17 protein-coding genes, 3 tRNA genes and 1 other annotated feature are annotated in these 26257 nt (G+C 29.2%); of the genes, 18 read left to right on the plus strand and 2 right to left on the minus strand.

Annotated features, from left to right (window positions below; translation table 11 throughout):
- Positions 1-10 precede the first annotated feature (10 nt).
- The 8 genes from malQ (at position 11) to OIF33_RS15035 (ending at position 10469) form a co-directional block, all read left to right on the plus strand.
- Positions 11-1504, plus strand: coding sequence for a 4-alpha-glucanotransferase (gene malQ, locus OIF33_RS15000; protein ID WP_322505041.1), 1494 nt, complete (start codon positions 11-13; stop codon positions 1502-1504).
- Positions 1497-3860, plus strand: coding sequence for a glycogen/starch/alpha-glucan phosphorylase (locus OIF33_RS15005; RefSeq protein ID WP_322505042.1), 2364 nt, complete (start codon positions 1497-1499; stop codon positions 3858-3860). Before malQ ends, OIF33_RS15005 begins: the two co-directional genes overlap by 8 nt.
- A gap of 408 nt (positions 3861-4268) precedes the next feature.
- Complete coding sequence (locus OIF33_RS15010) at positions 4269-6287, plus strand: amylo-alpha-1,6-glucosidase (protein WP_322505043.1); 2019 nt, start codon at positions 4269-4271, stop codon at positions 6285-6287.
- A 116-nt stretch (positions 6288-6403) separates the two neighbouring features.
- On the plus strand, positions 6404-7243 hold the full coding sequence (locus OIF33_RS15015; protein ID WP_322505044.1) for an AIM24 family protein: 840 nt from the start codon (positions 6404-6406) through the stop codon (positions 7241-7243).
- Between the two features lie 213 nt (positions 7244-7456).
- Positions 7457-7759, plus strand: a complete 303-nt coding sequence (locus OIF33_RS15020) for a YerC/YecD family TrpR-related protein (protein ID WP_322505045.1) — start codon at positions 7457-7459, stop codon at positions 7757-7759.
- A gap of 79 nt (positions 7760-7838) precedes the next feature.
- Complete coding sequence (locus OIF33_RS15025) at positions 7839-8156, plus strand: DUF1540 domain-containing protein (protein ID WP_322505046.1); 318 nt, start codon at positions 7839-7841, stop codon at positions 8154-8156.
- 245 nt (positions 8157-8401) lie between these two features.
- Positions 8402-9094, plus strand: coding sequence for a response regulator transcription factor (locus OIF33_RS15030; RefSeq protein WP_322505047.1), 693 nt, complete (start codon positions 8402-8404; stop codon positions 9092-9094).
- The gene (locus tag OIF33_RS15035; RefSeq protein ID WP_322505048.1) at positions 9075-10469 is read left to right on the plus strand and encodes a HAMP domain-containing sensor histidine kinase; all 1395 of its coding nucleotides are present in this window, start codon (positions 9075-9077) and stop codon (positions 10467-10469) included. Before OIF33_RS15030 ends, OIF33_RS15035 begins: the two co-directional genes overlap by 20 nt.
- A gap of 52 nt (positions 10470-10521) precedes the next feature.
- Here the strand turns inward: OIF33_RS15035 and OIF33_RS15040 are convergent, their stop codons facing one another.
- Entirely contained in the window at positions 10522-11814 is a 1293-nt protein-coding gene (locus tag OIF33_RS15040; RefSeq protein WP_322505049.1) for a DUF349 domain-containing protein, read from the minus strand.
- 470 nt (positions 11815-12284) lie between these two features.
- Here OIF33_RS15040 and glmM point away from each other — a divergent pair, with 470 nt between their 5' ends.
- From glmM to OIF33_RS15070, 6 genes are all read left to right on the plus strand, one after another.
- Complete coding sequence (gene glmM / locus OIF33_RS15045) at positions 12285-13631, plus strand: phosphoglucosamine mutase (protein ID WP_322505050.1); 1347 nt, start codon at positions 12285-12287, stop codon at positions 13629-13631.
- 759 nt (positions 13632-14390) lie between these two features.
- Positions 14391-16223, plus strand: coding sequence for a glutamine--fructose-6-phosphate transaminase (isomerizing) (gene glmS, locus OIF33_RS15050; RefSeq protein ID WP_322505051.1), 1833 nt, complete (start codon positions 14391-14393; stop codon positions 16221-16223).
- Between the two features lie 17 nt (positions 16224-16240).
- The gene (locus tag OIF33_RS15055) at positions 16241-16411 is read left to right on the plus strand and encodes a hypothetical protein (RefSeq protein ID WP_322505052.1); all 171 of its coding nucleotides are present in this window, start codon (positions 16241-16243) and stop codon (positions 16409-16411) included.
- A gap of 256 nt (positions 16412-16667) precedes the next feature.
- Entirely contained in the window at positions 16668-17480 is an 813-nt protein-coding gene (locus tag OIF33_RS15060) for a class I SAM-dependent methyltransferase (RefSeq protein WP_322505053.1), read from the plus strand.
- Between the two features lie 272 nt (positions 17481-17752).
- A complete protein-coding gene (locus OIF33_RS15065) occupies positions 17753-18334 on the plus strand; it encodes a 5-formyltetrahydrofolate cyclo-ligase (protein ID WP_322505054.1) in 582 nt (193 codons plus the stop codon).
- Positions 18335-18425: 91 nt separating this feature from the next.
- Complete coding sequence (locus OIF33_RS15070; protein ID WP_322505055.1) at positions 18426-20120, plus strand: M3 family oligoendopeptidase; 1695 nt, start codon at positions 18426-18428, stop codon at positions 20118-20120.
- 83 nt (positions 20121-20203) lie between these two features.
- Here OIF33_RS15070 and thrS read toward each other — a convergent pair whose 3' ends face one another.
- On the minus strand, positions 20204-22135 hold the full coding sequence (thrS, locus tag OIF33_RS15075) for a threonine--tRNA ligase (protein ID WP_322505056.1): 1932 nt from the start codon (positions 22133-22135) through the stop codon (positions 20204-20206).
- 87 nt (positions 22136-22222) lie between these two features.
- Positions 22223-22441 (minus strand) — a binding site (T-box leader).
- A gap of 242 nt (positions 22442-22683) precedes the next feature.
- Between thrS and OIF33_RS15080 the strand changes: the two genes are divergently transcribed.
- From OIF33_RS15080 to OIF33_RS15095, 4 genes are all read left to right on the plus strand, one after another.
- Positions 22684-22767 (plus strand) — tRNA-Leu (locus OIF33_RS15080).
- Between the two features lie 4 nt (positions 22768-22771).
- Positions 22772-22845: transfer RNA gene (locus tag OIF33_RS15085), tRNA-Gly, on the plus strand.
- A 9-nt stretch (positions 22846-22854) separates the two neighbouring features.
- Positions 22855-22929 (plus strand) — tRNA-Gly (locus OIF33_RS15090).
- Between the two features lie 240 nt (positions 22930-23169).
- The gene (locus tag OIF33_RS15095) at positions 23170-26232 is read left to right on the plus strand and encodes a GDSL-type esterase/lipase family protein (protein ID WP_322505057.1); all 3063 of its coding nucleotides are present in this window, start codon (positions 23170-23172) and stop codon (positions 26230-26232) included.
- Positions 26233-26257: the final 25 nt, after the last annotated feature.

The following is a 26257-nucleotide window of genomic DNA, read 5'->3' on the forward strand; positions in this document are numbered from 1 at the left end:
GGGAAGCAATATGAGAAGATCAAGTGGAATAATAATGCATATTGCTTCCTTACCTGGAAAGTATGGAATAGGTACTTTTGGTAAGGAAGCATTCAATTTTGTAGATTTTTTAAAGAAATCTGGACAAGGATACTGGCAAATATTGCCCTTAGGTCCTACAAGTTATGGAGATTCACCATATCAATCATTTTCAGCTTTTGCAGGAAATCCATATTTCATAGATTTTGATATTTTAAATAAAGAAGGATTACTTGATAAAAAGGATTATGAAGGAATTAATTTTGGGGATGATCCAGAAAAAATAGATTATGCTTTATTATTTGACAAGAAAATGAGAGTGTTAAGAATAGCATATGAAAAATCTTTAGATAAAAACAAAGAAGAAATCGAGAAGTTTAGAGAAGAAAATAAACTTTGGATTGAAGATTATGCTTTATATATGGCAATTAAAAATGAAAATGACTTAGTTAGTTGGCAAGATTGGGATGAAAAACTAAAGTTAAGAGATAAAAAGACTTTAGAAGAATGCAAAGCTAAGTTAACTAAAGAAATAAATTATTGGGTATTCTTACAATATCATTTCTTTAAACAATGGAGTGAGTTAAAAGAATATGCAAATAGTTTAGGAATTAAGATAATAGGAGACATGCCTATATATGTTGCAGAGGATAGCGCAGATGTTTGGGCAAATCCAAAAGCCTTTTTATTAGATGAAAATAATGTGCCTAAAAAAGTGGCTGGATGTCCACCAGATGCTTTTTCAGAAACAGGTCAGTTATGGGGTAATCCTATATATGATTGGAGTTATATGGGTGATACCGGCTATAGTTGGTGGATTGATAGAGTAAGAGAAAGCTTTAAGCTTTATGACATATTAAGAATAGATCACTTTAGAGGATTTGAAGCTTATTGGCAAATACCATATGGAGATGAAACTGCAGTAAATGGTGAGTGGATTAAAGGACCTGGAATAAAGCTATTTAATGCAATCAAAGATGCGTTAGGAGAGGTTAATGTAATAGCAGAGGACCTTGGTTACTTAACTCAAGGGGTTATAGACTTTAGGAATGAAACTGGCTTCCCTGGAATGAAGGTTTTACAATTTGCTTTTGATTCTAGAGAAGAAAGTGATTATCTTCCACATAACTACCCAGTAAATACAATAGCATATACTGGCACTCATGATAATGATACATTTAGAGGTTGGTTTGAAGTTACAGGGAATAAGGAAGATGTGGAATACTCTAAAAAATATTTAAAACTTACTGAGGAAGAAGGTTATAACTGGGGATTCATCAGAGGAGTTTGGAGTAGTGTAGCACATACTGCAATAGCTCTAATGCAAGATTTCTTAAACTTAGGAAATGAAGCAAGAATAAACTATCCATCTACTCTTGGGGGCAATTGGCAATGGAGAGTTAAAGAGGATGCTTTAACTGATGAATTAGCAGAGAAAATATATGATATAACAAAACTATATGGAAGGGTGAATAACAATGAATAAAGAACAAATTAAGAGAGGAATCGAAAGATACCTAAAAGTAAAGTATGGAAAGAGTTCAATTAAAGATGCTAAAGATTTTGAGGTGTTTAATGCACTATCATTAACTCTTTTAGAAAACATTGTTGATGATTGGAATCATACAGAAGAGCTTTATGAGAAAGAAAAAAATGCATATTATTTCTCTGCTGAATATTTAATGGGTAGAGCCTTAGGAAATAACTTAATAAGTTTAGGGCTTTATAATGAAGTAAAAGAAGTTTTAGATGAAATAGGATTTGATTTAAATAGAATTGAGGAAATAGAAGAGGATGCTGGGCTAGGAAATGGTGGTCTAGGAAGACTAGCAGCTTGTTTTATGGATTCAGGAGCTTCATTAGAAGTACCGCTAAAAGGCTATGGAATTAGATATAACAATGGTTTATTCTCTCAATATTTTGAAGATGGATTCCAAAAGGAAGATGTTGATAGCTGGTTAAAATATGGAGAACCTTGGAGTATAAGAAAAGAGGATGAATTTGTAACTGTTGATTTTGAAGATATGACAGTTAAAGCTATTCCATATGATACTCCTATAATAGGATATGCTAGTAAGAATATAAATACTTTAAGATTATGGAAGTGTGAACCTGTAAAAGAATTTGACTTCAAATTATTTAATGAACAAAAATATGATGAAGCATTAGAACTTAAAAATAGAGCTGAAGATATATCAAGAGTATTATATCCAAATGACTCAAATAGAGATGGTAAGTTATTAAGATTAAGACAACAATATTTCTTAGTAAGTGCATCATTAAAAGATATAATAAGAAAGCATAAAGAAGTATTTGGAAACGTTACTGAAGATTTTGCAAAGCTTCATGCTGTTCAATTAAATGATACTCATCCAGTTTTAGCAATTCCAGAGCTTATAAGAATTCTTGTAGATGAAGAAGGATTCACTTTTGAAGAAGCTTACAATGTTGCTTCAAAAACTTTTGCTTATACAAACCATACTATATTAGCAGAAGCTTTAGAAAAATGGGATGTTGATTTAATAGAAGAATTATTCCCAAGAATATTAGAAATAATTAAAAAAATAGATGCAGAGTTTATAGTTAACTTAGAAGAAAAAGGATACTCAGAAGAGGAAATAGAAGAATTCAGAATAGTTAATGATGAAAAAGTTAGAATGGCTAACTTAGCAATACACGTAGGATTCGCCGTTAACGGTGTTGCACAATTACATACAGATATATTAAAAAACATTGAGCTTAAAAACTGGTATGAATTATATCCAGAGAAGTTCCAAAACAAAACAAATGGAATAACTCCTAGAAGATGGTTAAGGTTATGTAACCAAGAATTATCAGCTTTAATAACTGAACTTTTAGGAAGTGAAGATTGGGTTAAAAACTTAGACTTATTAAAAGGATTAGAAAAATACAAAGATGATGAAGAAGTTCTAAAGAGATTTATGGAAATCAAGCACACTAAGAAAGAGCAATTAGCTGCATATATTAAAGAGCATGAAGGTGTGGAATTAGATCCAGATTCAATATTTGATATACAAATTAAGAGATTACATGAGTATAAGAGACAATTATTAAATACTCTATATATCTTAGATTTATATTATAGATTAAAAGAAAATCCAGATATGGATATACCAAAAGTAACATTCATATATGGAGCAAAAGCTTTCCCAGGATATAAGAGAGCTAAATCAATAGTTAAGTTAACAAATGAAGTTGCTAGACTTATAAACAATGATGAATCTATAAAAGGAAAAATAAAAGTTGTATTCGTAGAAAACTATAGAGTTTCTTATGCAGAAAGATTATTCCCAGCAGCAGATGTATCAAAACAAATATCAACAGCTGGTAAAGAAGCATCAGGAACAGGTAATATGAAATTCATGTTAAATGGAGCTCCAACTTTCGGTACTAACGATGGAGCTAATGTAGAAATTGTTAGAGAAAGTGGATTAGATAACAACTTTATATTTGGATTAGAAGTAGAAGAAATAGAAGAATTAAAAGGAAAATATGATCCAGTTGCTTACTATGAAGCTGATGAAGAATTAAAAAGAGTTTTAGATTCATTAGTTGATGGTACTTTTGATGATGGTGGTACTGGTGATTTCGAAGATCTTTATAACTCATTATTAGAAGAGGGAGATCAATATTTCTTATTAGCAGACTTTAAAGGATTTAAGGATACTGAAGAGAAAGTATTTGAGGCTTATAAAGATGAATTAGGATGGGCTAAGAAAGCATTTGAAAATACTTGTAATGCAGGTATGTTCTCAAGTGACAGAACAATACAAGAATATTGTGATGATATCTGGGGAATCAAAAAATGCACAAATAAATAATAGGGCAAAAGCTTATTTAATAAGCATTCCAATATATTCCCAAATATATTACTAAAAGGCCTATATTTCCTTAAGGAAATATAGGCAATCATAGAAAATGGCTTTGTTAAAACTTGAAAACTGAGTTAAAGTCCAAATTAAAAATTTGGAGAGCTAAATTTTACACTTTTTATAAAAGCGTAAAATTTAAGCGGGTTTTAGGTTTTTAATGCAAAGCCTTTTCTAAATTTATAAAGTATTTTTTATTAGGCTATGTTTAAAATAATGATTATTTTTTATTTAATTTTATTAGTTAGGTAAAATCAACATTTATTTGGTACATAGTTTTAAATTTATATATAAGTTTAAAATTTATAAAGATTATAGCAAAAAGGGTACTTTAGGTATTAAAATAAGGGGTGGCAATTTATGAAGTTTGGAAAAAAAGATTGGATTAGTTATGATAGAGGTATAGAAAAAGAATGGATGCTAACAAATGGCATAAGTGGATTTTGTGGAGGTACTGCTATTGGAGCAAACTGCAGAAAATATCATGGATTATTATTAGCATGTACTAATTCACCAGAGGAAAGATATATGATTCTTTCTAATTTAAATGAAGAAATAAATATTGGTGGAAAGGTTCACCAGTTGAGTTCTTGTAAATATACAGATAAAATAGTTGATGGCTTTAATAATTTACAAGGATTTTATTATGATGGATTACCTCATTTTAGATTTTTTGTAGATGGAGTAGTTGTGGATAAAAAAGTTGCTATGGAATATGGAAAGAATACTGTAGTAATAGAATATGACATATTAAATGAAAGTAAAGAATCAAAAATAAACATTGAACCACTAGTTACTTTTAGAAATCCAGGAGTATGTAGTGAACAAGAAAACTTAGAATTCAAAAAAACTGTGGATAAAGAAAAAATTGAACTTATTCCACAGCTAAAAGAGGACATAAACATAAGATTTTTAACTTATGGTGGAAAAATAATAGATAATTCAGGCAAAATTGTGGATAAAATTTATTATGATGTGGATAAAAGTACAGGTGATAAGTTTGTGGATAAATGTTACGTTCCAGGAACTGTTGAAATAAATTTAAAACCTAATGAAAGAAAAAAAGTTTATTTACTTTGTACTATAGAGAAAGAAAATGATTTTGATTGTGAAAAAATAATAAAAAATGAAGAAGAAAGAATAAGAAAACTTAGAAATACATTTGATGATTCAAGAGTTTTGGCTAAGTATCTTCCTATTGCAGCAGATCAATTTATAGTTAATAGAGAATCTATAAATGGAAAAACAATATTAGCAGGATATCCTTGGTTCTTAGATTGGGGAAGAGATGCTATGATTGCCATTAATGGTGTAACGCTATCAACTGGTAGATTAGATGATGCTAAAGATATTATAAGAAGTTTTAGTTTATACGAGAAAGATGGACTAATACCAAATATGTTCCCTGGAGAAGGAAAAGAACCACTTTATAATACTGTTGATGCTTCATTATGGTTTATAAATGCAGTTTATAATTATTTACTTTATAGCAATAACGATGAAGCAATAGAATTCGTTAAAAATGAAGTGTATGGAACAATAAAAAATATAATAAAGGCTTATAAAGAAGGAACTGAGTTCTCTATAAAAATGGATGAAGAGGATTCTTTAATAAATGCTGGTTCAGGTTTAGATCAAGTAACTTGGATGGATGTTAGAGTAAATGGAATAGTAGTTACTCCAAGACATGGTAAGCCAGTTGAAATAAATGCTTTATGGTATAATGCTTTAAAAATAGCAGCTTTATTAAAAGATAAGTTTGAAAAAGAAGAAAATAATGAATATGAAGAGTTAGCGAAAAAAGTTAAATCTTCATTTGAAAAAGCTTTTTGGAATGAAGATGGTAAGTATCTTTATGATGTTGTAAATGATGAAGAAAAAGATTCAAGCTTAAGACCTAACCAAATTTGGGCTGTATCATTACCATTTACAATGTTAGATAGAAAAAAAGAAAAGTATGTTGTACAAAAAGTCTTTGAAGAGTTATATACACCTTATGGTTTAAGAAGCTTAAGTAGAGATCATAAGGATTATCATGGAATTTATATAGGAAAGCTTTTTGATAGAGATATGGCTTATCATCAAGGAACAACATGGGGATTCCCACTAGGTGGATTTTTCACAGCCTATTGTAAGGTGAATGACTATTCTAAAGAAGCTGTTGAGTTAGTAGATTCTCTAATGAGGGATATGGAAGATCACATACAAGATCAATGTTTAGGAAGTATTGCTGAAATTTTTGATGGTGATAATCCATATAAAGCTAGAGGATGTTATGCCCAAGCTTGGAGTGTTGGTGAAATGCTTAGAGTTTATTATGAAGATATATTAGGAAATAAGAAAAAATTAGAAAAAGCCCACAAAGATATATTTATATAAATGTTTTGCTAGAGATTAATTTTATAATCTCTAGCTTTTTTGATTTTTTGTAATTATTAAGTTCTAACTTTTGGGATATAATTAAAGGAAGAACTTAACATAAAGGAGCGATAGGTGTGAGAACATCATTAAACATAGAAAATCAAATTAATATGATATCTGAAATGAGAGGAGACTCTGTATTTCAAGTTTTAGAATATGATAGTTTAAGAGGAGGAAACTCTTTAGATCTTGCGATCAAGTTAAACCAAATGAGAGAGGCTAATATAAAGCTTAGACAGGTAAGAATTATATTAGAAGACAGTTCTGTAAAGATAGAAAAAGGGGCTTTAAGTTATATGAGAGGCCCGATATCTATGAAAAATAAGATTGGTGGACCAATAGGGTTAGGTAAAAAGTTTTTTACTAGTAAAGTTACTGGAGAGAGTACTTTTAAGCCTAGATATGATGGAACAGGAGATATATTTTTAGAGCCTTCTTTTGGACATTATGCATTAATTGAATTAGAAGATGATGAGATAATAGTTGACGATGGATTGTTTTATGCTTGTGAAAGTAGTGTTGAAATAACAGCTCATATGAATAAGTCACTATCATCTATGGTTTTAGGAAATGAAGGTATATTTCAAACAAAACTTTCAGGAGAAGGAATAGTAGTTTTAGAAATACCAGTACCTGAAGAAGAAATATTTAAATGTAAGATAAATAATGATGTTTTAAAAGTTGATGGTAACTTTGCAGTTTTAAGAACTGGAGATATTGAATTTACAGTTGAGAAGTCATCTAAATCTTTAGTATCTACAGCTACTGGTGGGGAAGGTCTTTTAAATGTGTTTAGAGGAACAGGAGAGGTATGGTTAATACCAACTAAATCTGTTTATGAAAAGCTTGAGCATGGATGGGATTCACTAAGACCTTTAACAGACCCAAGTGGTAGTTCAAATACTGAAGTATAATTTACTTATAATATAAGTATTTAAATGACTATTACTAAAGAAATATATTCAAATTAAAATTCACTAAAGTTTAGATATATTAAACTAACTCTATTGCAAGTATTATTTTCTTTATTATAATAAAGAGATATAATTAATTTGTTAAAGAATTTAAAATATATTTGATTTTTATAGAGTTATATTAATATACAAGTAGTTAAAGGAGAAGATTATATGAATGGAGTGCAATCTAAACTAAAAAGTAAGGATTTAGATTTTTTATTTGAGGCTATATTAAAATTAGAGGATATAAATGAATGCTATAGCTTTTTCGAGGATATATGTACAATTTCAGAATTAAAAGCACTAGCTCAAAGATTGCATGTTGCAAGAATGCTTAGAGATAAGAAGACATACACTGAAATTGCCGATGAAACTAAGGCATCAACAGCAACTATAAGTAGAGTAAATAGATGTCTAAACTATGGAGCAGATGGGTACAATGCCATACTAGATAGGTTAGAAGAAAGTAAATAGGTGTAAAAATCACATTAGGAATAATGTAGTGAAGAAAAGACATACTAATATCAACTAAATATTTAAGGAGGTATATAGTATGCCAAATTTAAAATGTGGAGTAGATAACTGTACATATAATCAAAATGATATGTGTTCATTAAACACAATAAAAGTAAATGGTTCCTTTGCTAAGCAATCAGAAACAACTTGTTGTGGAAGCTTTGTTGAAAAAGGTGGATTTACTAATGCTGCTGTTGATGTTGGAGAAGCTGAACCAGCAACTAGTGTTGATTGTGAAGCAGAAAAATGTTGTCACAATAAAGATTGTAAATGCCATGCAGAAAGCATAGATATTTCTGGTGATTATGCACAAAATCAAGAAAGCACAAATTGTGCAACTTTTAAACCTGAATAATTAAGTTATATTAACTTTGCTAATTGAGAAAGAAGACTATATAAGTTAGTCTTCTTTTTATATAAAATAATTAAATTAATACGAAAAAAAGCAGACAAGCTATCTGATTACGATTTACATGTATACTATAATAAAAATATAAGCATAGAAAAGCCTAAAATATTTCTACATATTATTTATATATTTCTTTTATATAAATAATATACAAATAGAAAATCTAAAATATTTAGTAAGAGGTGTAAATTTTGAATATATTATTAGTTGATGATGAAGAAAAAATAGTAGAGGTCTTAGAAGCCTATTTAAAGAAAGAAGGATTTAATGTTTTTTCTTGTAGTAATGGAGAAGAGGCTTTAAAAATATTCGAAAATAATAATATAGATCTGATTCTTTTAGATCTTATGCTTCCAGATTTAAGTGGAGAGGAAGTTTGTAAAGTAATAAGAGAGAAGAGTTGTGTTCCAATAATAATGATAACTGCAAAGACTGAAGAAGAGGAGTTGTTAGAAGGTTTTGATATTGGAGCTGATGACTATGTTACTAAGCCTTTTAGTGTTAAACAATTAATAGCTAGAATAAAGGCCATTATTAGAAGAAGTATTAATTGTCCAAAAGAAGAAAGTGATAGTTTAATTTTTGATAATGGAGAATTAAAGATTAATGCAAATACAATGGAAGTTTGGGTAAGAGGAGAATTAATAACTCTTACATCCACAGAATTTAATATACTTCTTTGCTTAAGTAGATATCCAAAGAAGATATTTACTAGAGATGAAATACTTGAGTTAGTTTTAGGTGATAAAAGTGATAGTTTTGATAGAGTCATAGACTCTCATATAAAAAATTTAAGAGGTAAAATAGAAGAGAATACAAGAAAACCTAAGTTTATAGTAACTGTATATGGGGTGGGGTATAAGTTTGAAGGTAAGAAGATATAAGAGTTTAAACTTTAAGGTAATAGTTCCTTCTATAGCTATTATAATAATTGCTACATTGCTTACTGTATTTGTATCAAAGTTTTATTTTGATAAAAAATTTGGAGATTATGTTATGGTTAAAAATCAAAATACAGTACAAAATATTTTGATTGATTTAGGTGAGCAATATTCTAATGGTAAGTGGAATTATCAAAATTTAGAAAAGATAAGTTATGATGCCTTAAACAAAGGAATTATAGTTGCCTTATATGATAAGGAAGATCAAGAGGTAATTAATATAGAGAAAAACTCTAAAGAGAAATGTAATAAGGTTATGAATTTTATAAAAAGTTCTATGGAAGGGAAATATGGTTCTACTACAAGTCAATTTGAGCCAGTATATTATCCTTTAATCAAAAATGGAGAAAAAATAGGGGAAGTTAGAGTTAAATTTTATGGTCCTATTTTTTATATGGAGGATGAATTAGTGTTCTTGGATATGGTAAATAATATTATTTTAAGTATTGGAGCATTATTAATCTTGGCCTTTACTATAATAGGCTTTATAATTTCAAAATCTATAACAAAACCAATAAATAAGCTTATGATAAAAGCAAAATATATTTCAAATGGAGATTATGATAAAAAAATTGATATAAATACAGATATTTTAGAGATTAATGATTTAATAAATTCTATAAATAATCTTTCACAGAGCATAAAGGAACAGGAGAACATAAGAAAAAGGCTTACAGGAGATATTTCTCATGAATTAAAAACACCTTTAACAAATATACAATCACATTTAGAGGCTATGATAGATGGAATATGGGAACCTACAGAGAAAAGGCTTATGAGCGTCAAAGAGGAAGCAGAAAGACTAACTTCTTTAGTTAGTGATATGCAAAAGCTTAATAAATATGATGAGGCTTCTATGAAGATAAAAAAAGATCTTGTTAATATAAGTGATGTAATTTGTTTTGTAGTATTTCAATTTTCTAATTTAGCCAAGAGTAAAAAAATAAAAATTAAATACGAAAAAAATAATATTCAGATATATTGTGATAAAGATAAAATAACTCAAGCTTTAGTAAATATTCTTTCAAATGCCATTAGGTACTCTAATGAAGGAAGTACTATAGTTATAGAGGAGAAACTAAACGATGATAAGTTGAGTATATCTATAGAAGATGAAGGAATAGGTATTTCGAAAGAAGATTTACAATATGTATTTGAAAGGTTTTATAGAGCAGATAAATCAAGGACAAGAGCTACTGGGGGAACTGGTATAGGGTTAACCATAGTTAAGTCTATAGTATCTTCTCATGGTGGAGAAGTAAGAGTACAAAGTAAATTAGGAAAGGGAAGTAAATTTACAATAATACTTCCTAAATAAAGTTATAAAAGAAGCTTACTAACTAATACTTTGTTAGTAAGCTTTAAATTTTTTATTTTAAGTCATTTAATTCAGTTCTTATTTCATGCATTTCATTTTGAACTTCTTTGACTTTAGCCTTATTACTTTCAATTCTACCTTTAATATCCTCAACTATTTCTTGGTATTTTTCAATAGTTTCTAATGAGTTGTTTCCAGGTCTAACATTGAATAATCTGTTAGTGAAGTCAGAAAGTCTTTCTTCGTCTTGGCTAATATATTTCTTTAACTTTTTAACAAATTCATCTTTGTTTTTAAGTAATCCATTTAAGAAGTCTCTTTGTTTATTAGCTCTAGCAGCATTTATATTATCAAAATATTCTTGTCTAGCAGCATAGAATCCGTCTCTTATTTCTTTGAATTCATTTATAAGTTTTTCATTTTCTTCTTTTCCGCAGAATCCTATTTTAAAGAATTCATCACTTATTTCTTTTACTTTAGCTGAAGCTTCTTTCCAGCTATCATTTTCATATAATTTCTTTAACTCTTCTATAAGAGCTGTTCTCTTTTCGATATTAACTTTATTTTTAGCTTTTAAAGCATCGAAGAATTCTTGTCTCTTAGCAAAGAAAGCATCTTTAGCTTCTTTGTAACCTTGAGATATTTCTTCATTTCCTTCTTTTCCAGAGAAGCCTATTCCTTTAAATTCTTCACAAAGAGCATTAAACTTTTCAGTAGCTTCTTTCCAGTTTTCATTGTTAACTAAAGCCTTAAGCTCAGCAATGATTTCTCTTTTTCTTTCAGCTTTATTTACGAATTCTTCTTTTAAGCCTTCCATAGCAGCTTTTCTACTTTCTTGAGCGGCATTTCTAGCAGCTTTAAATCTATTGAATAATTCAGTATTTACTTCTTTGCCTGCAAAGCCTAAAGCATAGAATTCCTCAGATAAAGATTTAGATAGCATATCTCCAGCTTTTATATCATTTGTATAAACTAAAGCTTCAAGTCTTTTTATAACATCTTCTTTTTTGGCAGCATTTTCTTTGAAACCTTCGTTAGCTTTTTCAAAGAATGCTTTTCTAGCATTGTAAAACTCATTTTTAGCTTCTCTTAATTCACTTTTAAGAGTATTCTCAGCTTCTTGGTCATAGTAATAAATATTGTTAAACTCTTCTAAAAGAGAGTTGAATTCTTTATTAGCTTCTTTCCAATTTTGAGCGTTTTTTGCTAAGCTTTTAATTTTCTCAATTACCTCTTTTTTTCTTTTACAAGAATTTTCTTCTTCAGCAGCTAAAGCTTTTGCAAAATCTTCTGTTTCTATAGGATTTTTATTTTCATCTATGTAATTAGATTCATTAGTTGTCATGTTAATTATCCCCTTTCTTTTATATCACTCAATTAATATTTTAAGGCGTAATAGGAGTTATGTCCATAATTAAAATGTTTTCACGAATATTTATGTAAGATATATAGAAATATACTATTAATAGGTATTTTAATGAACATAAAACACAACACCTTTCTAATTTCAAGTATATGCTAATATGAAGGATATATTATATTAAAAGAAGTAAAATTCCTTAGAGATTTGTTAAAATAATATTAATGAAAAAGTGGTCTAAAAATAATATTTTAGTAATAAATAGGCTTTATTCCTATGATAATATAAAAAATGACTATGAAAAATAGAAAAAAATTTAAATTTCTATTAACTAATATTTGACAAAAAGTAGTACATACAGTATTCTTTGAAAGTGTAAAAAGTATTAATTAAGTAGCAAAAATAAAAGAATTTTAATTAAATATAATATAAATTTATTAGAGGGGTGACAGAAATTGTCAAGATTATTTGGAACAGATGGAGTTAGAGGAATAGCGAATACTGAATTAACAGCAGAATTAGCATATAATTTAGGAAGAGCAGGAGCTTATGTTTTAACAGAAGGAACTCATAAACCTAAAATATTAGTAGCAAAGGATACTAGAATATCTGGAGATATGTTAGAAGCGGCTTTAGTTGCTGGTATATTATCAGTTGGGGCAGAAGCTGTTTGTTTAGGAGTAGTTCCAACACCAGCAGTAGCTCATTTAACAAGAGAATATGGTGCTGATGCTGGGGTTATGATATCAGCTTCACACAATCCAGTTGAATATAATGGAATAAAATTCTTTGATGATAAAGGATATAAATTATCAGATGAATTAGAAGATGAAATACAAAGAGTTATAGAAAGTGGCTTTGAAAATGTTCCATCACCAACAGGAGCAGATTTAGGAAGAGAAATAATAGAGAAGGCTGCTTTAGAGGATTATATAAACTTTGCTAAAGATACAGTAGGAGTTTCTTTAGAAGGATTAAGAATAGCTTTAGATTGTGCTAATGGTGCATCTCATGAAGCTGCTGTTAGAGCTTTCAGAGAATTAGGAGCAGAAATATTTGTAATAAACGATAATCCAGATGGAACTAATATAAATGAAAATTGTGGATCAACTCATCCAGAAGAATTAATGGAGTACGTTGTTAAGAAGAAATGCCATATGGGATTTGCTTTTGATGGAGATGCAGATAGATGTTTAGCTGTTGATGAGCAAGGAAACTTAGTTGATGGAGACTTTATATTAACAATATGTGCTAAGTACTTAAAAGAATTAGGTAGATTAAAGGATGATACTTTAGTAGTAACAGTAATGAGTAACTTAGGTTTAATGATAGCATGTAAAAATGAATCAATAAACACAGCCGTTACAAAAGTTGGAGATAGATATGTATTAGAAGAAATGTTAGCTAAAGGATATTCTTTAGGTGGAGAGCAATCAGGACATATTATATTCTTAGAGCATAACACAACAGGAGATGGTCTTGTTACTGCACTTCAAGTAGCTAGTATAGTTAAGAGAACAGGAAAATCTTTATTTGAATTAAAGAATGTAATGAAGGTATTACCACAAGTTTTAGTTAATGCTAAAATACCAAATAACATGAAAAATATTCATGAAGAAGATGAAGAAATAATAGCTGAAATCAAGAGAATAGAAGTTGCTTTAGAAGGTTGCGGAAGAGTATTAATAAGACCTTCAGGTACAGAACCATTAGTAAGAGTTATGCTTGAAGGTGAAAATCAAGCTGAAATAGATGAAATGGCTCATAATTTAGCAAAAATGATAGAAGATAAATGTAATTAATATATAAGATAATATATTTTAAAGCTATAAATACATGAAGAGATATAGTAAAAACTTTTCATGATATTTATAGCTTTTTTTATAAATAATAGTAGAAGTTTTAATAGTTACTATTTTAAAAAATAAAAGTTATATTTTAAAAATTATTATGTGGATTAACTAGTGCTTTGAAATAAAATGAAAGAATTTTATTTAAGACTTTCTTTGGGGAACAGAATTTTAAATATTTAATTGGTGCTTTAAAGGTTATAGATGTCTATACAACTATACATTAATATATTAAAAAGAAGAAATATAGAGGTATAGACAGAAAAATAAAAATAATCTTAAAAAATAATCAAAAATAAAGAAAAATGGACAAAAATAAGTGAAAAAAGCTTGAAAAATTTTTTGAAAGTGCTAGAATAAGTTTGTAGATTTTTTAAAAGATGATGCATAGAATATATTAACTTTCAAGATAATAAATTAAAGCGCCAGGGCTTAAAGTTTTTATGGCCATAAGTTAATAAGTCGCCTGACCTTAAATGGAGGTAAGATTTATTAGTATTCATAAAACTTTAAGTTGACGAGGATGGGGAGTATCGAGATTTCGGCGGGTGCCCCACGGTAAGACACTACCGTAAAAGGTTAGTTAAAGCTTAGAAGTAATTTTAAGGACAAAGCTAACTAGGTGTTAAAACCTTCTATGCATTGAGAAGTTATATATAACTTATTTTGAAAGTTGAAATATAATTTGAAAAACGGAAGGAAGAAAATAATATGTGTGGAATAGTTGGATATGTAGGCCAGAAAAAGGCAACTAATGTATTAGTTGAAGGGTTATCAAAATTAGAGTATAGAGGATATGATTCAGCAGGAGTTGCTGTATTAGAAGACAATAAGATAAAAGCTGAGAAGCATAAAGGAAGATTAGCAAACTTAGAAGGAATGTTAGAAGAAAATCCAATAGAGGGTGGAATCGGAATAGGACATACTAGATGGGCTACACACGGTGAGCCATCAGATGTTAACTCACATCCTCATTTAAATAATAAAGGAACAATAGCTGTAGTTCACAATGGAATCATTGAAAACTATAATGAATTAAGAAACTGGTTAATGGAAAAAGGATATGAATTCCATTCAGAAACAGATACAGAGGTTATTCCAAATTTAGTAGATTTCTACTATAAAGGAGACTTATTAGATGCTGTTATGAAAGCTACTAAACACATGGAAGGTTCATATGCTATTGGAGTTATATGTAACGATGAACCAGAAAAATTAGTTGCTGTAAGAAAAGACAGTCCATTAATAGTTGGATTAGGAGAGAAAGAATATTTTATAGCTTCTGATATACCAGCAGTTTTAAATTATACAAGAGAAGTTTATCTTTTAGAAGATAAAGAGTTTGTTGTATTAACAAATGATGGAGTTGTTCTTTATGATGAAGAGAAAAATCCAATAGAAAAAGAAGTTTATCATATAACATGGAACGTTGATGCAGCTGAAAAAGGTGGATATGAAGATTTCATGTTAAAAGAAATTCATGAGCAACCAAAGGCTATAAAAGATACAATGACATCAAGAGTTATGGAAGGAAAAGAAGTAACTTTAGATGATATATCAATAACTAAAGAATATTTAGATAATGTTGATAGAGTATATATAGTTGCTTGTGGAACAGCTTACCATGCTGGAGTTATTGGAAAATACGCTATAGAAAAATTAGTTAGAATACCAGTTGAAGTTGATATAGCTTCAGAATTTAGATATAGAGATGCTGTTATTACAGATAGAACTTTAATAATAGTATTAAGTCAATCAGGAGAAACTGCAGATACATTAGCAGTTTTAAGAGATGGACAAGCGAAAGGTGCAAGAGTATTGGCTGTAACTAACGTTGTAGGAAGTTCAGTTTCAAGAGAAGCTAATGATGTATTATATACATGGGCTGGTCCTGAGATAGCTGTTGCGTCAACAAAAGCATATGTAACTCAATTAATTGCTATGTACACATTAGCATTACACTTCGCTGAGTTAAAAGGAAGCAAATCAGTAGAAGAAATTGAGGAAATCAAGAAAGCAATGCTTGAATTACCAGAAAAAGTTGAAGAAATTCTTGGAAATACAGATTTAATAAAAGAATTTGCAGTTAAAGCATCTACAGAAAAAGATTTATACTTCTTAGGAAGAGGTATGGATTATGGAGTTGCAATGGAAGGATCATTAAAACTTAAAGAGATTTCTTACATTCACTCAGAGGCTTATGCAGGTGGAGAACTTAAGCATGGTCCAATAGCTCTTATAGAAAAAGATGTACCAGTAGTATCATTATTAACTCAAAGAGAGCTTATGGATAAAATGATAAGTAATGTTCAAGAGGTTGTTACAAGAGGAGCTAATGTTTTAGGTGTTTGCTTTAAAGGTGATATGGAAGAAAGTAAGAGAAAAATGTTTGAAGGATTAATAGAAATTCCAGAAACATTAAGCTTATTATCACCAGTTTTAAGTGTTGTACCACTACAATTATTCTCATATTACGTGGCTAAAGCTAAAGGATTTGATGTTGATAAACCACGTAACTTAGCTAAATCAGTAACTGTTGAATAAAAAGGGGGATTTTGAATATGAATAATGAGAGTTTATTAAAATTATTAGAAGAGTACAAGGAAACTAAAAAATGTCTTGAACTAGGTTTAAACTGGTTACAAGATAAAGACTATGCTAAAGGTAAATTAGAAATAGTAAATGTAATAATAAAAGATTTAGAATCAGCAATTGGGGCACAAGGAATTTAATTATATAGCTTAAAATTTAATCTTATTTATATGTGTAGAGAGTGTTGGAATTTATAATATATAGGGTTTAAAAATTCTATAAGAGAGTAAATTCCACACTCTCTTTGTTTTTATATGAATAAATAAAAAAATTATGGGCTAGAATGCGCTGAATTAAGAAATATATTGAAAAATAATTTTGGTTGAAGTATAATACTTTCGCTAAAACCTTATAATGCTGAGGAATAAGCTAATATTAATTAATGAGGTATTTACAGTGGAAAAATTTCAAGAAAATAATATTTTAGAAGATAAAAAAGTCTGTATTCAAGAAAATGAAGAGGCTTGGAATAAAGAAACATATGATGCTTGGGTTAAAAGATTTGGGACAGCTGAAGAGGCGGCAGAGAAAATAAAAGCTATGCCTGAGAAAAAGTTAAATGTTTTATTAGATAAGTTTGGAGATGTTAAGGGCAAAAAAATATTTAATCTTATGGGATCTAACGGAAATAAAGCTGTTGCTTTAGCTTTATTAGGTGCAGATGTTACCGTAGTAGATTTTTCAGAGGGAAATAAAAGATATGCTTTAGACTTAGCAAAAGCTTGTGGAGTTGAGATTAAATACATATTAAGTGATGTTTTAAAGATGTCTAAAGAGATATTAAGTGGAGATTACGATATAGTATTTGCTGAAATGGGAATACTTCATTATTTTTCAGACTTAACTCCTTTTATGGAAGTTATATATAGCTTACTGAAAGAGGATGGAAAGGCTGTAATAAGAGATTTTCATCCAGTATCAACAAAGCTTATAACATCAAGAGGAAGCACTGCAAAAGTAAGAAAACATAAGGTTACAGGAGATTATTTTGATACTTCACTAGAAGAAAAAGAGGTTGCTTATTCAAAATACTTAGAAGAAGGTAAGGTTGAGAAAGTACTTCTTCGTAAATGGAATTTAGGTGAAATAGTTACAGCAATAGCTAGTTCAGGGTTAAAAATTGAAAGTTTAGAAGAAGAACCGAATTTATCAAGTGAAGTTTTTGATAAGGGAATTCCAAAGACATTTACAATAATAGCAAAAAAATAAAGTTTTTATATAGGTGTATAAATTGGCAAATTTAATTTGTAGGAATCAATTTATATACCTATTTTTTATTTATAGTATTTTTTTATTTATAGTATTTTTTTATTTATAGTATTAGTTTAAATTAAAAATATTTTAATTAATCTAGTGTGAGTAATGGTAAAATAGAAATTTTCTTTATAATTTATGTATGAACTATAATATTAATTTCTTTCATATAGTATTGCAATACAAAATATGGTAAAATTATTAAAAATCTATGAGGAGTGAGTTCAATGGATAAGGGAGAGTTAAGAAAAGAAATTAAGCTTAAAAGAGAAGTTTTAGATAAAAACATAAAGTTAATGGCTGATGAAAAGATAAGAAAATCACTTTTTGAAAGTGAAATTTATAAAAATAGTAAAGTTGTATTTATATATGTAAACATGGACTCTGAAATAAACACAATAGATATAATAAAGGAATTATTAGCTTCAGATAAAATTGTTGCAGTACCTAAAGTTATTCCAGTAAGCTTAAAGGAAAGACAAATGAAGGCTCTAAAAATAAATTCAATGCTTCAACTAAATGAAAGTGGTGCTTTTGGAATTTTAGAACCAAGTATTGAATGTGAGGATATTAGTGAAGATGTTGATTTAATTATAATACCAGGTCTAGCTTTTGATATGAACGGTAATAGATTAGGATATGGTGGGGGATTCTACGACAGATTTTTAAGTAAATATCCTAATAGTAAAAGAGTAGCTTTATGTTATGATTTTCAAATTTTTGATGAAATTCCACATGAATTCTTTGACGAGAAGGTTGATTTAATAATAAGTGAGGAAAAAATTATTAACTTAAAAAAAGTGAAATAATAAAAGAGTATTTTTGATAATTTAAATTTATTGATAATAATTTTTAGTTGTGCCAAAATTAAAGGAAATAGAATTGTGAGGTGGAAAATGTATGAAATTTGAAGAGTTTAAGTACGAAAGACCTAATATAGAAAAAGACAGAGAAAATATTAGAGTTTTCATAAAAGATTTAGAAAAAGCGAAAGACTTTGATGAAGCTAAGAAAGTCATAGGAGAAATAAATAAAATAAGAAACAATACAGCAACCATGATGGCTTTATCAGAAGTTAGACACACAATAAATACTGAGGATAAATTCTATAATGAAGAAAGTGATTTCTGGGATGAAAATTCTCCTCTTATAGAAGAAGTAAACAATGAGTTCTATAAAGCTTTAATTGATTCACCTTTTAAAGATGAAATAGGTGCTTATTATGGAGAAACTATAATAAAAGAAGCTGAGTATTCACAAAAGAGTTTTTCTAAAGAAGTAATAGAAGACATGCAACTTGAAAACAAATTAGGTAGTCAATATCAAAAGCTTATTGCTTCTGCAAAGATTGATTTTGATGGAGAAGAAAGAACATTAGCACAGCTAGCTCCTTTTGTGACATCATCAGATAGAGATGTTAGAAAAAGAGCTTCAGAGGCTAAATATAATTTCTTTGTTAAGCATGAAAATGAAATTGATGAAATCTTTGATAAGCTTGTAAAGATAAGAACCAGAATAGCTAAAAAGCTTGGTTATAACAATTTTGTTGAATTAGGTTATGTAAGAATGAGAAGATATGACTACAATAAAGAAATGGTTGAAAACTTTAGAAAGCAAGTTGAAGAATTTATAGTTCCTATAGATAGCAAATTATATAAGAGACAAGCTAAGAGATTAGGACTTGAATCATTAAAATATTATGATGAAAAATTTGAATTTTTAAGTGGAAATCCAACTCCAAAGGGAGATTCAAAGTGGATAGTTGAGAATGCAAAGGTGATGTATTCACAGCTTTCAAAAGAAACTAAGGAATTCTTTGATTTTATGGTTGAGAATAACTTAATGGATTTAGTAGCTAAGAAAGGGAAAGCAGCTGGTGGATATTGTACAAACTTCCCTAATTATAAAGCTCCATTTATATTCTCAAACTTTAATGGTACAGCAGGAGATGTAGATGTTTTAACTCATGAAGCAGGACATGCATTCCAAAACTTTAGAAGTTCTTGGATAGAAATGCAAGAATGTCAATGGCCAACTATGGAAAGTTGTGAAATTCATTCAATGAGTATGGAATTCTTTACTTGGCCTTGGATGTATTTATTCTTTAAAGAAGATACAGATAAATATAAGTTCTATCATTTAGGAGATGCAATTAAATTTATACCTTATGGGGTAACCGTAGATGAGTTCCAACACTTTGTATATGAAAATCCAGAGGCTACACCAAAAGAAAGAAAAGATGCATGGAGAATAATAGAGAAAAAATATCTTCCACATAAAAACTATGATGAGTGTGATTTCTTAGAAAGAGGTGGTTGGTGGTTCCAACAAAATCACATATTCCTATCACCATTCTATTATATTGATTATACATTAGCTCAAATATGCGCACTTCAATTCTGGAAAAAAGATAGAGAAAACCATGAAAGAGCGTGGGAAGATTATTTAAATCTTTGTAATATAGGTGGAACAAAAACATTCCTAGGATTATTAAAATACGCCAACTTAAAATCACCATTTGAAAACGGATGTGTCGAAAGTATAGTTGGAGTAGTAGATTCGTATCTAGAAGGCATAGATGATAGCAAATTCTAATATGTAATAAATCAAAAAAGAACTTGGAATAAATTATCCAAGTTCTTTTTGTTTAACTAAGTCTTTTATAGATTTGAAAGTTCTTAGTTTTCTTTGTTAGCTATTTCAAGAACTATTCTATTTACTAATTGATCTAAAGGCATAGCACCTTCTTCACCATTCTTTCTGCTTCTTACAGAAACTTCTCTGTTTTCAGCTTCTTTTTCTCCAACTACTAAGATATAAGGAGATCTCTCTAATCTAGCTTCTCTTATTTTGTATCCTATTTTTTCAGCTCTGTGGTCAGCTTCAACTCTAACGCCTCTTCTTCTTAATTCTTCAACAACTTCATTTGCATAATCAGCATATTTGTCTGAAAGAGGAAGAACTTTAGCTTGAACTGGAGCTATCCAAGTTGGAAGAGCACCTGCATATTTTTCTATAAGCATTGCTAGTGTTCTTTCATAACATCCGATTGAACTTCTGTGAATGATGTAAGGACGTTTCTTTTCTCCATCTTTATCGATGTAGTACATTCCGAATCTTTCAGCTAAAGCAAAGTCTATTTGGATAGTGATGATTGTATCTTCTTTTCCATGAACGTTCTTGAATTGAATATCAAGTTTTGGACCATAGAAAGCAGCTTCATCATCAGCTTCTGTGAAATCTATATTTAAGTGATTTAATATTTCTCTCATTATATTTTGAGTATTTTCCCAAGCTTCAGGATCATTGATGTACTTATCAGTATTGTTTGGATCCCATTTTGAGAATCTGTAAGTAATATCATCAGCTATTCCTAAAGTAGTCATAACATACTTAACTAAGTCAACAGTGTTTTTGAATTCATCTTCTAATTGCTCTGGAGTACATACTATATGTCCATCAGCAAGAGTGAATTGTCTTACTCTTATAAGACCATGCATTTCTCCTGAAGCTTCGTTTCTGAATAGAGTAGAAGTTTCAGCAAATCTTACAGGTAAGTCTCTGTAACTGTGTTGAGTAGCATTGTATATTGCATATTGGAATGGGCAAGTCATTGGTCTTAAAGCAAATACTTCGTTATCTACTTCTTCATCACCTAAAACAAACATTCCATCTTTATAGTGATCCCAGTGTCCTGATATTTTGTAAAGATCACTTTTAGCCATTAAAGGAGTTTTAGTTAAAACATATCCTCTTCTTTGCTCTTCATCTTCAATCCATCTTTGAAGAGTTTGAATGATTCTAGCACCTTTTGGCATTAATAGTGGAAGACCTTGACCTACATTTTCATCAGTAGTGAATATTCCAAGTTCTCTTCCTAATTTGTTATGGTCTCTTTTTTTAGCTTCTTCTAAAGCTTCTAAATAAGCATCTAATTCAGCTTTTTTAGGGAAAGCAGTACCATATACTCTTGAAAGCATTTTATTACTTTCGTCACCTCTCCAGTAAGCACCTGTAGATCTTAATAATTTAACAGCCTTCATTGGCTTAATGCTCATTAAGTGAGGACCAGCACATAAATCAACGAAATCACCTATTTGATAGAATGAGATTATTTCATCTTCTGGTAATTCATTTATAAGTTCAACTTTGTAAGGTTCATCCTTCATAAGTTCTAAAGCTTCATTTCTTGGAAGCTCAAATCTTTTTATTTCAGGATTTTCTTTTATTATTTTTTTCATTTCATCTTCTAATTTGTTTAATTCATCAGCTGTGAATGGTTTCTCAGTGTCAAAATCGTAATAGAATCCATTATCTATTGATGGTCCTATAGCTAATTTGTCTTGAGGGAATAATCTTTTAACTGCAGCAGCTAGTATATGAGAAGCTGTATGGTTAAAAGCGTGTTGTCCTTCTTTAGAATCGAAAGTACAGATTTCTAAGTTGGAATCCTCATTAACTATGAATCTTAAATCCTCAACTTTTCCATTTACTATACCGCAACATGCGTTTCTAGCTAAACCTTGGCTTATGCCTTGAGCTATTTCAAAAACTGATAGTCCAGCTTCAACTTCTTTTATTGAACCATCTTTAAGTGTAATTTTTATCATATCAATTTCTCCTTTCAAAATTATGTTTTTCATATAGTTATTTATCATTCATATAAAATAAAAAACTCTCGTCTCTTTTCTATATAGAAAAGGGACGAGAGTGTATATTCCCGTGGTTCCACCCAAATTGTACTTTAGTAATATTAAATAAAGTACCACTTAAATTAATCGTAACGTGATTATAACGGACTGGATTAGAGTCACTCAGAGGTAGTCTTCAACTAATTCCATTTAAAAGTACTTGCAGCTAATGTACTTTCTCTCTGAAAATGTACCAAAGTTTACTCGTCTCTTCATTGTGTTAATAGATTTATAATATTTACTTTAGATTATAAGTTTATTGGTTTTGTATGTCAATGGATAAAATAATAAAATAAAACTTAATTAAAAATTCTTAGAGTTTGTAAAATATAAGAACAACTTAGTATCTCAATATTATATAATCAAAGTTATACAATTGATACATTTAAATTAAAGTTTTTAGAGAATAATTTACAAAAAAAACTTGAAATAGAGTTTGAAAAATATTATAATTAAAACATAGTTTTGCAGGTGTGGCGGAATTGGCAGACGCACTAGACTTAGGATCTAGCGCCTACGGCGTGGGGGTTCGACTCCCTTCACCTGCACCACTAAGCGGGTGTAGTTCAATGGTAGAACACCAGCCTTCCAAGCTGGATACCCGGGTTCGATTCCCGGTACCCGCTCCAATTAAATATGCGGGAGTGACTCAATGGTAGAGTGTCACCTTGCCAAGGTGAAAGTTGCGAGTTCGAGTCTCGTCTTCCGCTCCATATAAAGCAACTGATATTTCAGTTGCTTTTTTCGTTTAATATAATAAATTAAAAGACTTTTATTCCAAATTTGGAATAAAAGTCTTTTTTTATACAGGAAATATTTTGAGTATAAGTAATTTGTTAAAATAAATCCTGATAAAAAGGTAACCTAAACTTTCTAGTATATTAGTCTTTTCTTAAGAATAAGGATATAAGAGGATATACAACTAATTAAATTTTTGTTTGGGAGAGAAATCTATGAAGAAAAAAGCCATAAGTTTATTATTAGCTACATGTATTGGAGGAACATGCATATTTTCAAATTATGTATCTGTGCTTGCAAATGAAAATAAAGATAACATAATTGAAGAGTTTGAAACTAAAGAACCTAAATTAGACTATGAATTAAATAAGAGCTTCAATGGTATTAATGACTATGTAGATATTACAGAAGACTTAGGGAAGATTGAAAATTTAACAGAGGGAACTATAGCTATTAAGTTTAAGGCAAATAATATTAATACATGGCAAACACTATTTTCTATGAGTGATAAAAATGATTCTAATAGTAGATTATTTGTTGGTATAACTAATACAGGTCGAATTCGATATGAAGTCAGAGAAAATGGACAATTAAAGCTAGGGTTTGAGTGGCCACATAGAAATTATAATGATGGAAAGTGGCATGGACTTGTTGTGAATATAGGGGGAGAGAATGGAGCAGAGTTATATGTAGACGGAAGTAAGTTATATTCTACTGGTAATAATATTAACATGAGCTTTTTTAATGGAGTAAATACGCCAAATAATTTAAATATAGGTAGAATATTAACCAGTGAAAATCAGAATGGACAATGGTATTTAAATGGAGAGATATCAAATATAAAAGTTTTTGATACGGCATTAAGTTCCAGTGAGTGTTTAGCTTTAAGTGAAGTAAATGAAGAATCTAACCCGGAACCAGAGGGAGAAAAGGAAGAGTTAATTAAAATGCTAAAAGGAGATAAGGATTTAAACGTAGTATTTACTGGAGATAGTATAACTCATGGCCCATTGCATACAAAAGGATACAGAAGTTACTCAGAACATTTTAGTGAAAGATTAAAAGGAGAAAGTATAAATAGAGTTACTAAAGAGGATAGTATGGTTTTTAATACTGGGGTTTCTAGTGCCACCACTAGAAATATAATAAACGGATTCGATACTTGGGTTAGTTTATATAATCCAGATATAGTCTTTATAATGATTGGTATGAATGATTCATCTAATCAAATGGTTCCTTTAGATGAATATAAAAGAAATGTAAGAGAGCTTGTTGATAGAGTAAGAGAAGGAGGAGCTATACCAGTTCTTCAGACAAGTAACACAATAAGAATGTCTTCTAATAGAGAGAGTCTTCCACTTTATATGGATGCTGTTAGAGAGATTTCAAGAGATAAAAATGTTACCTTAATAGATCATTATAAACATTGGGAAGATTTAGAGAAAGAAAATCCTAATATTAAAAATGAATTTTTGAATGATTCAATTCATCCAAATGAAAAAGGACATTTAGAAATGGTTAAGCTTATTTTTAAGGAACTAGAAATTTTTGAGGATGATAGTTATACCTGTAATTTAAATTATCCAATAAAAATAGAAAATGATTTTGGAAGGAGTGTAGATACAACATATTACCCTAAATATGAAGGCATAGAAGGAAAAGAAAGTTTAATCAATTATAATCTAGATAAGAAATTTAATGATGATTTTATAGACAAGTCAGAAGATTTGAATAAGGTCAGTAATTTAGGAAAAGGAACTATAGTCTCTAGGTTTAAAGTTGAGAATAATAGAAATGCTCAAACTATTTTAAGTCTTTCTGATTCTAGAGATGATGCTAGTAATGTTACTTTAGCTATAAATAATGGAAGTATTCACTTTTCAGCAAGAGAAAATGGGGTTTTCAAAAGTAATATAACTACCTCAAGAGGAGGTTATAATGATGGAATGTGGCATACAGTTGCAGTAGATGTAAGTGAAAGTGGAACTAAAATATATGTTGATGGAGAAATGATTCACAGTGATTCAAATAAAGGATTTTTTAATACTGTAACAGAAGCAAATACCTTAAATGTAGGAAGAAATTTAGATTATAAAACTTCTGGTGAATGGTTCTATTATGGGGATATATCTTATATAGATGTATATGATAATAATTTGTCTGAAGAGGAATTGATTAAATCAACTAAGGAGAATTTAAATGAAAACTTAGTTGATATTATAAAGATAATAAATGAAAATGAAAAAGTCTCTTGGGTATTTTTGGGTGATGATGATACTACTGGAAAAGGAGATACTTTTGGTTACAAGAATTATGTAGAGTATTTGGAAGAAAGAGTACGTTGGGAGTTAAATGGTGGAAGTATGGCTAAAAGAGAAAAGTTTATGGTGAACTCCGCTGTAGAAGATGCTAATTCTGAATATTTATTAAGTAATTTTGATAATTTAGCCACTAAATATAATCCTAAAGCTACTTTTATTATGATTGGAGGCAATGAAAACATTACTCCTGAAGAATTTAAAGCCAATTTAATTTCAATAGTTAATAGAACTGAGGAAATAGGAGCCGTACCAGTTTTACAAACACCAATTAAGAATGAAAAGAATATAGAGGATTATGTGCAAGTTATAAGGGAAGTAGCTAAAGAGGAAGAAGTATTATTAATAGATCACTATGAGTATTGGAGAAAATTAAATGAAAATCAAGAATGGCTTGGAGAATCTTGGCTCTTAGAGGGGAATCCAAATCATAGGGGACATCTAGAAATTGCTAAGAAAATTTTAAAGGATTTAAGAATATATAATTATAATAGTTTAACTTGTAGTTTTTCATTAGATACACCAGGTGATGCTATATTTGAAGAAGTTAGAGAACAGTTAGATTCTATTATAAATGAATATAAAATATTAAGTGATAATGTCAAAGAAGGATATGAAGTTGGAGAGTATATCTACGGTGCTAAAAGACTTTTAAATGATGCTTTAATTAAGGCAGAAGAATGTTTAAATACAGGTGCTGTAGGAAAAATGAAAGAAAATATAGGAGCTCTTCAAGATGCTAAAGTTATATTTGATTCATTAGAGATAAATGAATTAACGGGAGATTTAAATGATGATGGTTTCTTAAATATAGGTGATTTATCATTAGTCTCAATGAATTTTGGAAAAAATTCAAACTCTGAAGGATGGAGTGAAATAGAAATTTATGATTTAAATAAAGATAAGGTTATAGATAAATTCGAAATAGAGTTTATTTCTTTAAGAATATTAAATAATTAGAGAAATAAAAAAATAAGGCTGTATC

The organism is Clostridium sp. LIBA-8841, from assembly GCF_034439435.1.
Lineage (GTDB): Bacteria > Bacillota > Clostridia > Clostridiales > Clostridiaceae > Sarcina.

Coding starts and splice junctions, on each gene's coding strand:
- OIF33_RS15005 (WP_322505042.1), top strand. CDS start 1,497: ATGAATAAAGAACAAATTAAGAGAGGAATCGAAAGATACCTAAAAGTA.
- OIF33_RS15055 (WP_322505052.1), top strand. CDS start 16,241: ATGAATAATGAGAGTTTATTAAAATTATTAGAAGAGTACAAGGAAACT.
- OIF33_RS15095 (WP_322505057.1), top strand. CDS start 23,170: ATGAAGAAAAAAGCCATAAGTTTATTATTAGCTACATGTATTGGAGGA.
- OIF33_RS15020 (WP_322505045.1), top strand. CDS start 7,457: ATGAATGGAGTGCAATCTAAACTAAAAAGTAAGGATTTAGATTTTTTA.
- OIF33_RS15025 (WP_322505046.1), top strand. CDS start 7,839: ATGCCAAATTTAAAATGTGGAGTAGATAACTGTACATATAATCAAAAT.
- OIF33_RS15040 (WP_322505049.1), bottom strand. CDS start 11,814: ATGACAACTAATGAATCTAATTACATAGATGAAAATAAAAATCCTATA.
- thrS (WP_322505056.1), bottom strand. CDS start 22,135: ATGATAAAAATTACACTTAAAGATGGTTCAATAAAAGAAGTTGAAGCT.
- glmS (WP_322505051.1), top strand. CDS start 14,391: ATGTGTGGAATAGTTGGATATGTAGGCCAGAAAAAGGCAACTAATGTA.
- OIF33_RS15010 (WP_322505043.1), top strand. CDS start 4,269: ATGAAGTTTGGAAAAAAAGATTGGATTAGTTATGATAGAGGTATAGAA.
- OIF33_RS15070 (WP_322505055.1), top strand. CDS start 18,426: ATGAAATTTGAAGAGTTTAAGTACGAAAGACCTAATATAGAAAAAGAC.
- malQ (WP_322505041.1), top strand. CDS start 11: ATGAGAAGATCAAGTGGAATAATAATGCATATTGCTTCCTTACCTGGA.
- OIF33_RS15065 (WP_322505054.1), top strand. CDS start 17,753: ATGGATAAGGGAGAGTTAAGAAAAGAAATTAAGCTTAAAAGAGAAGTT.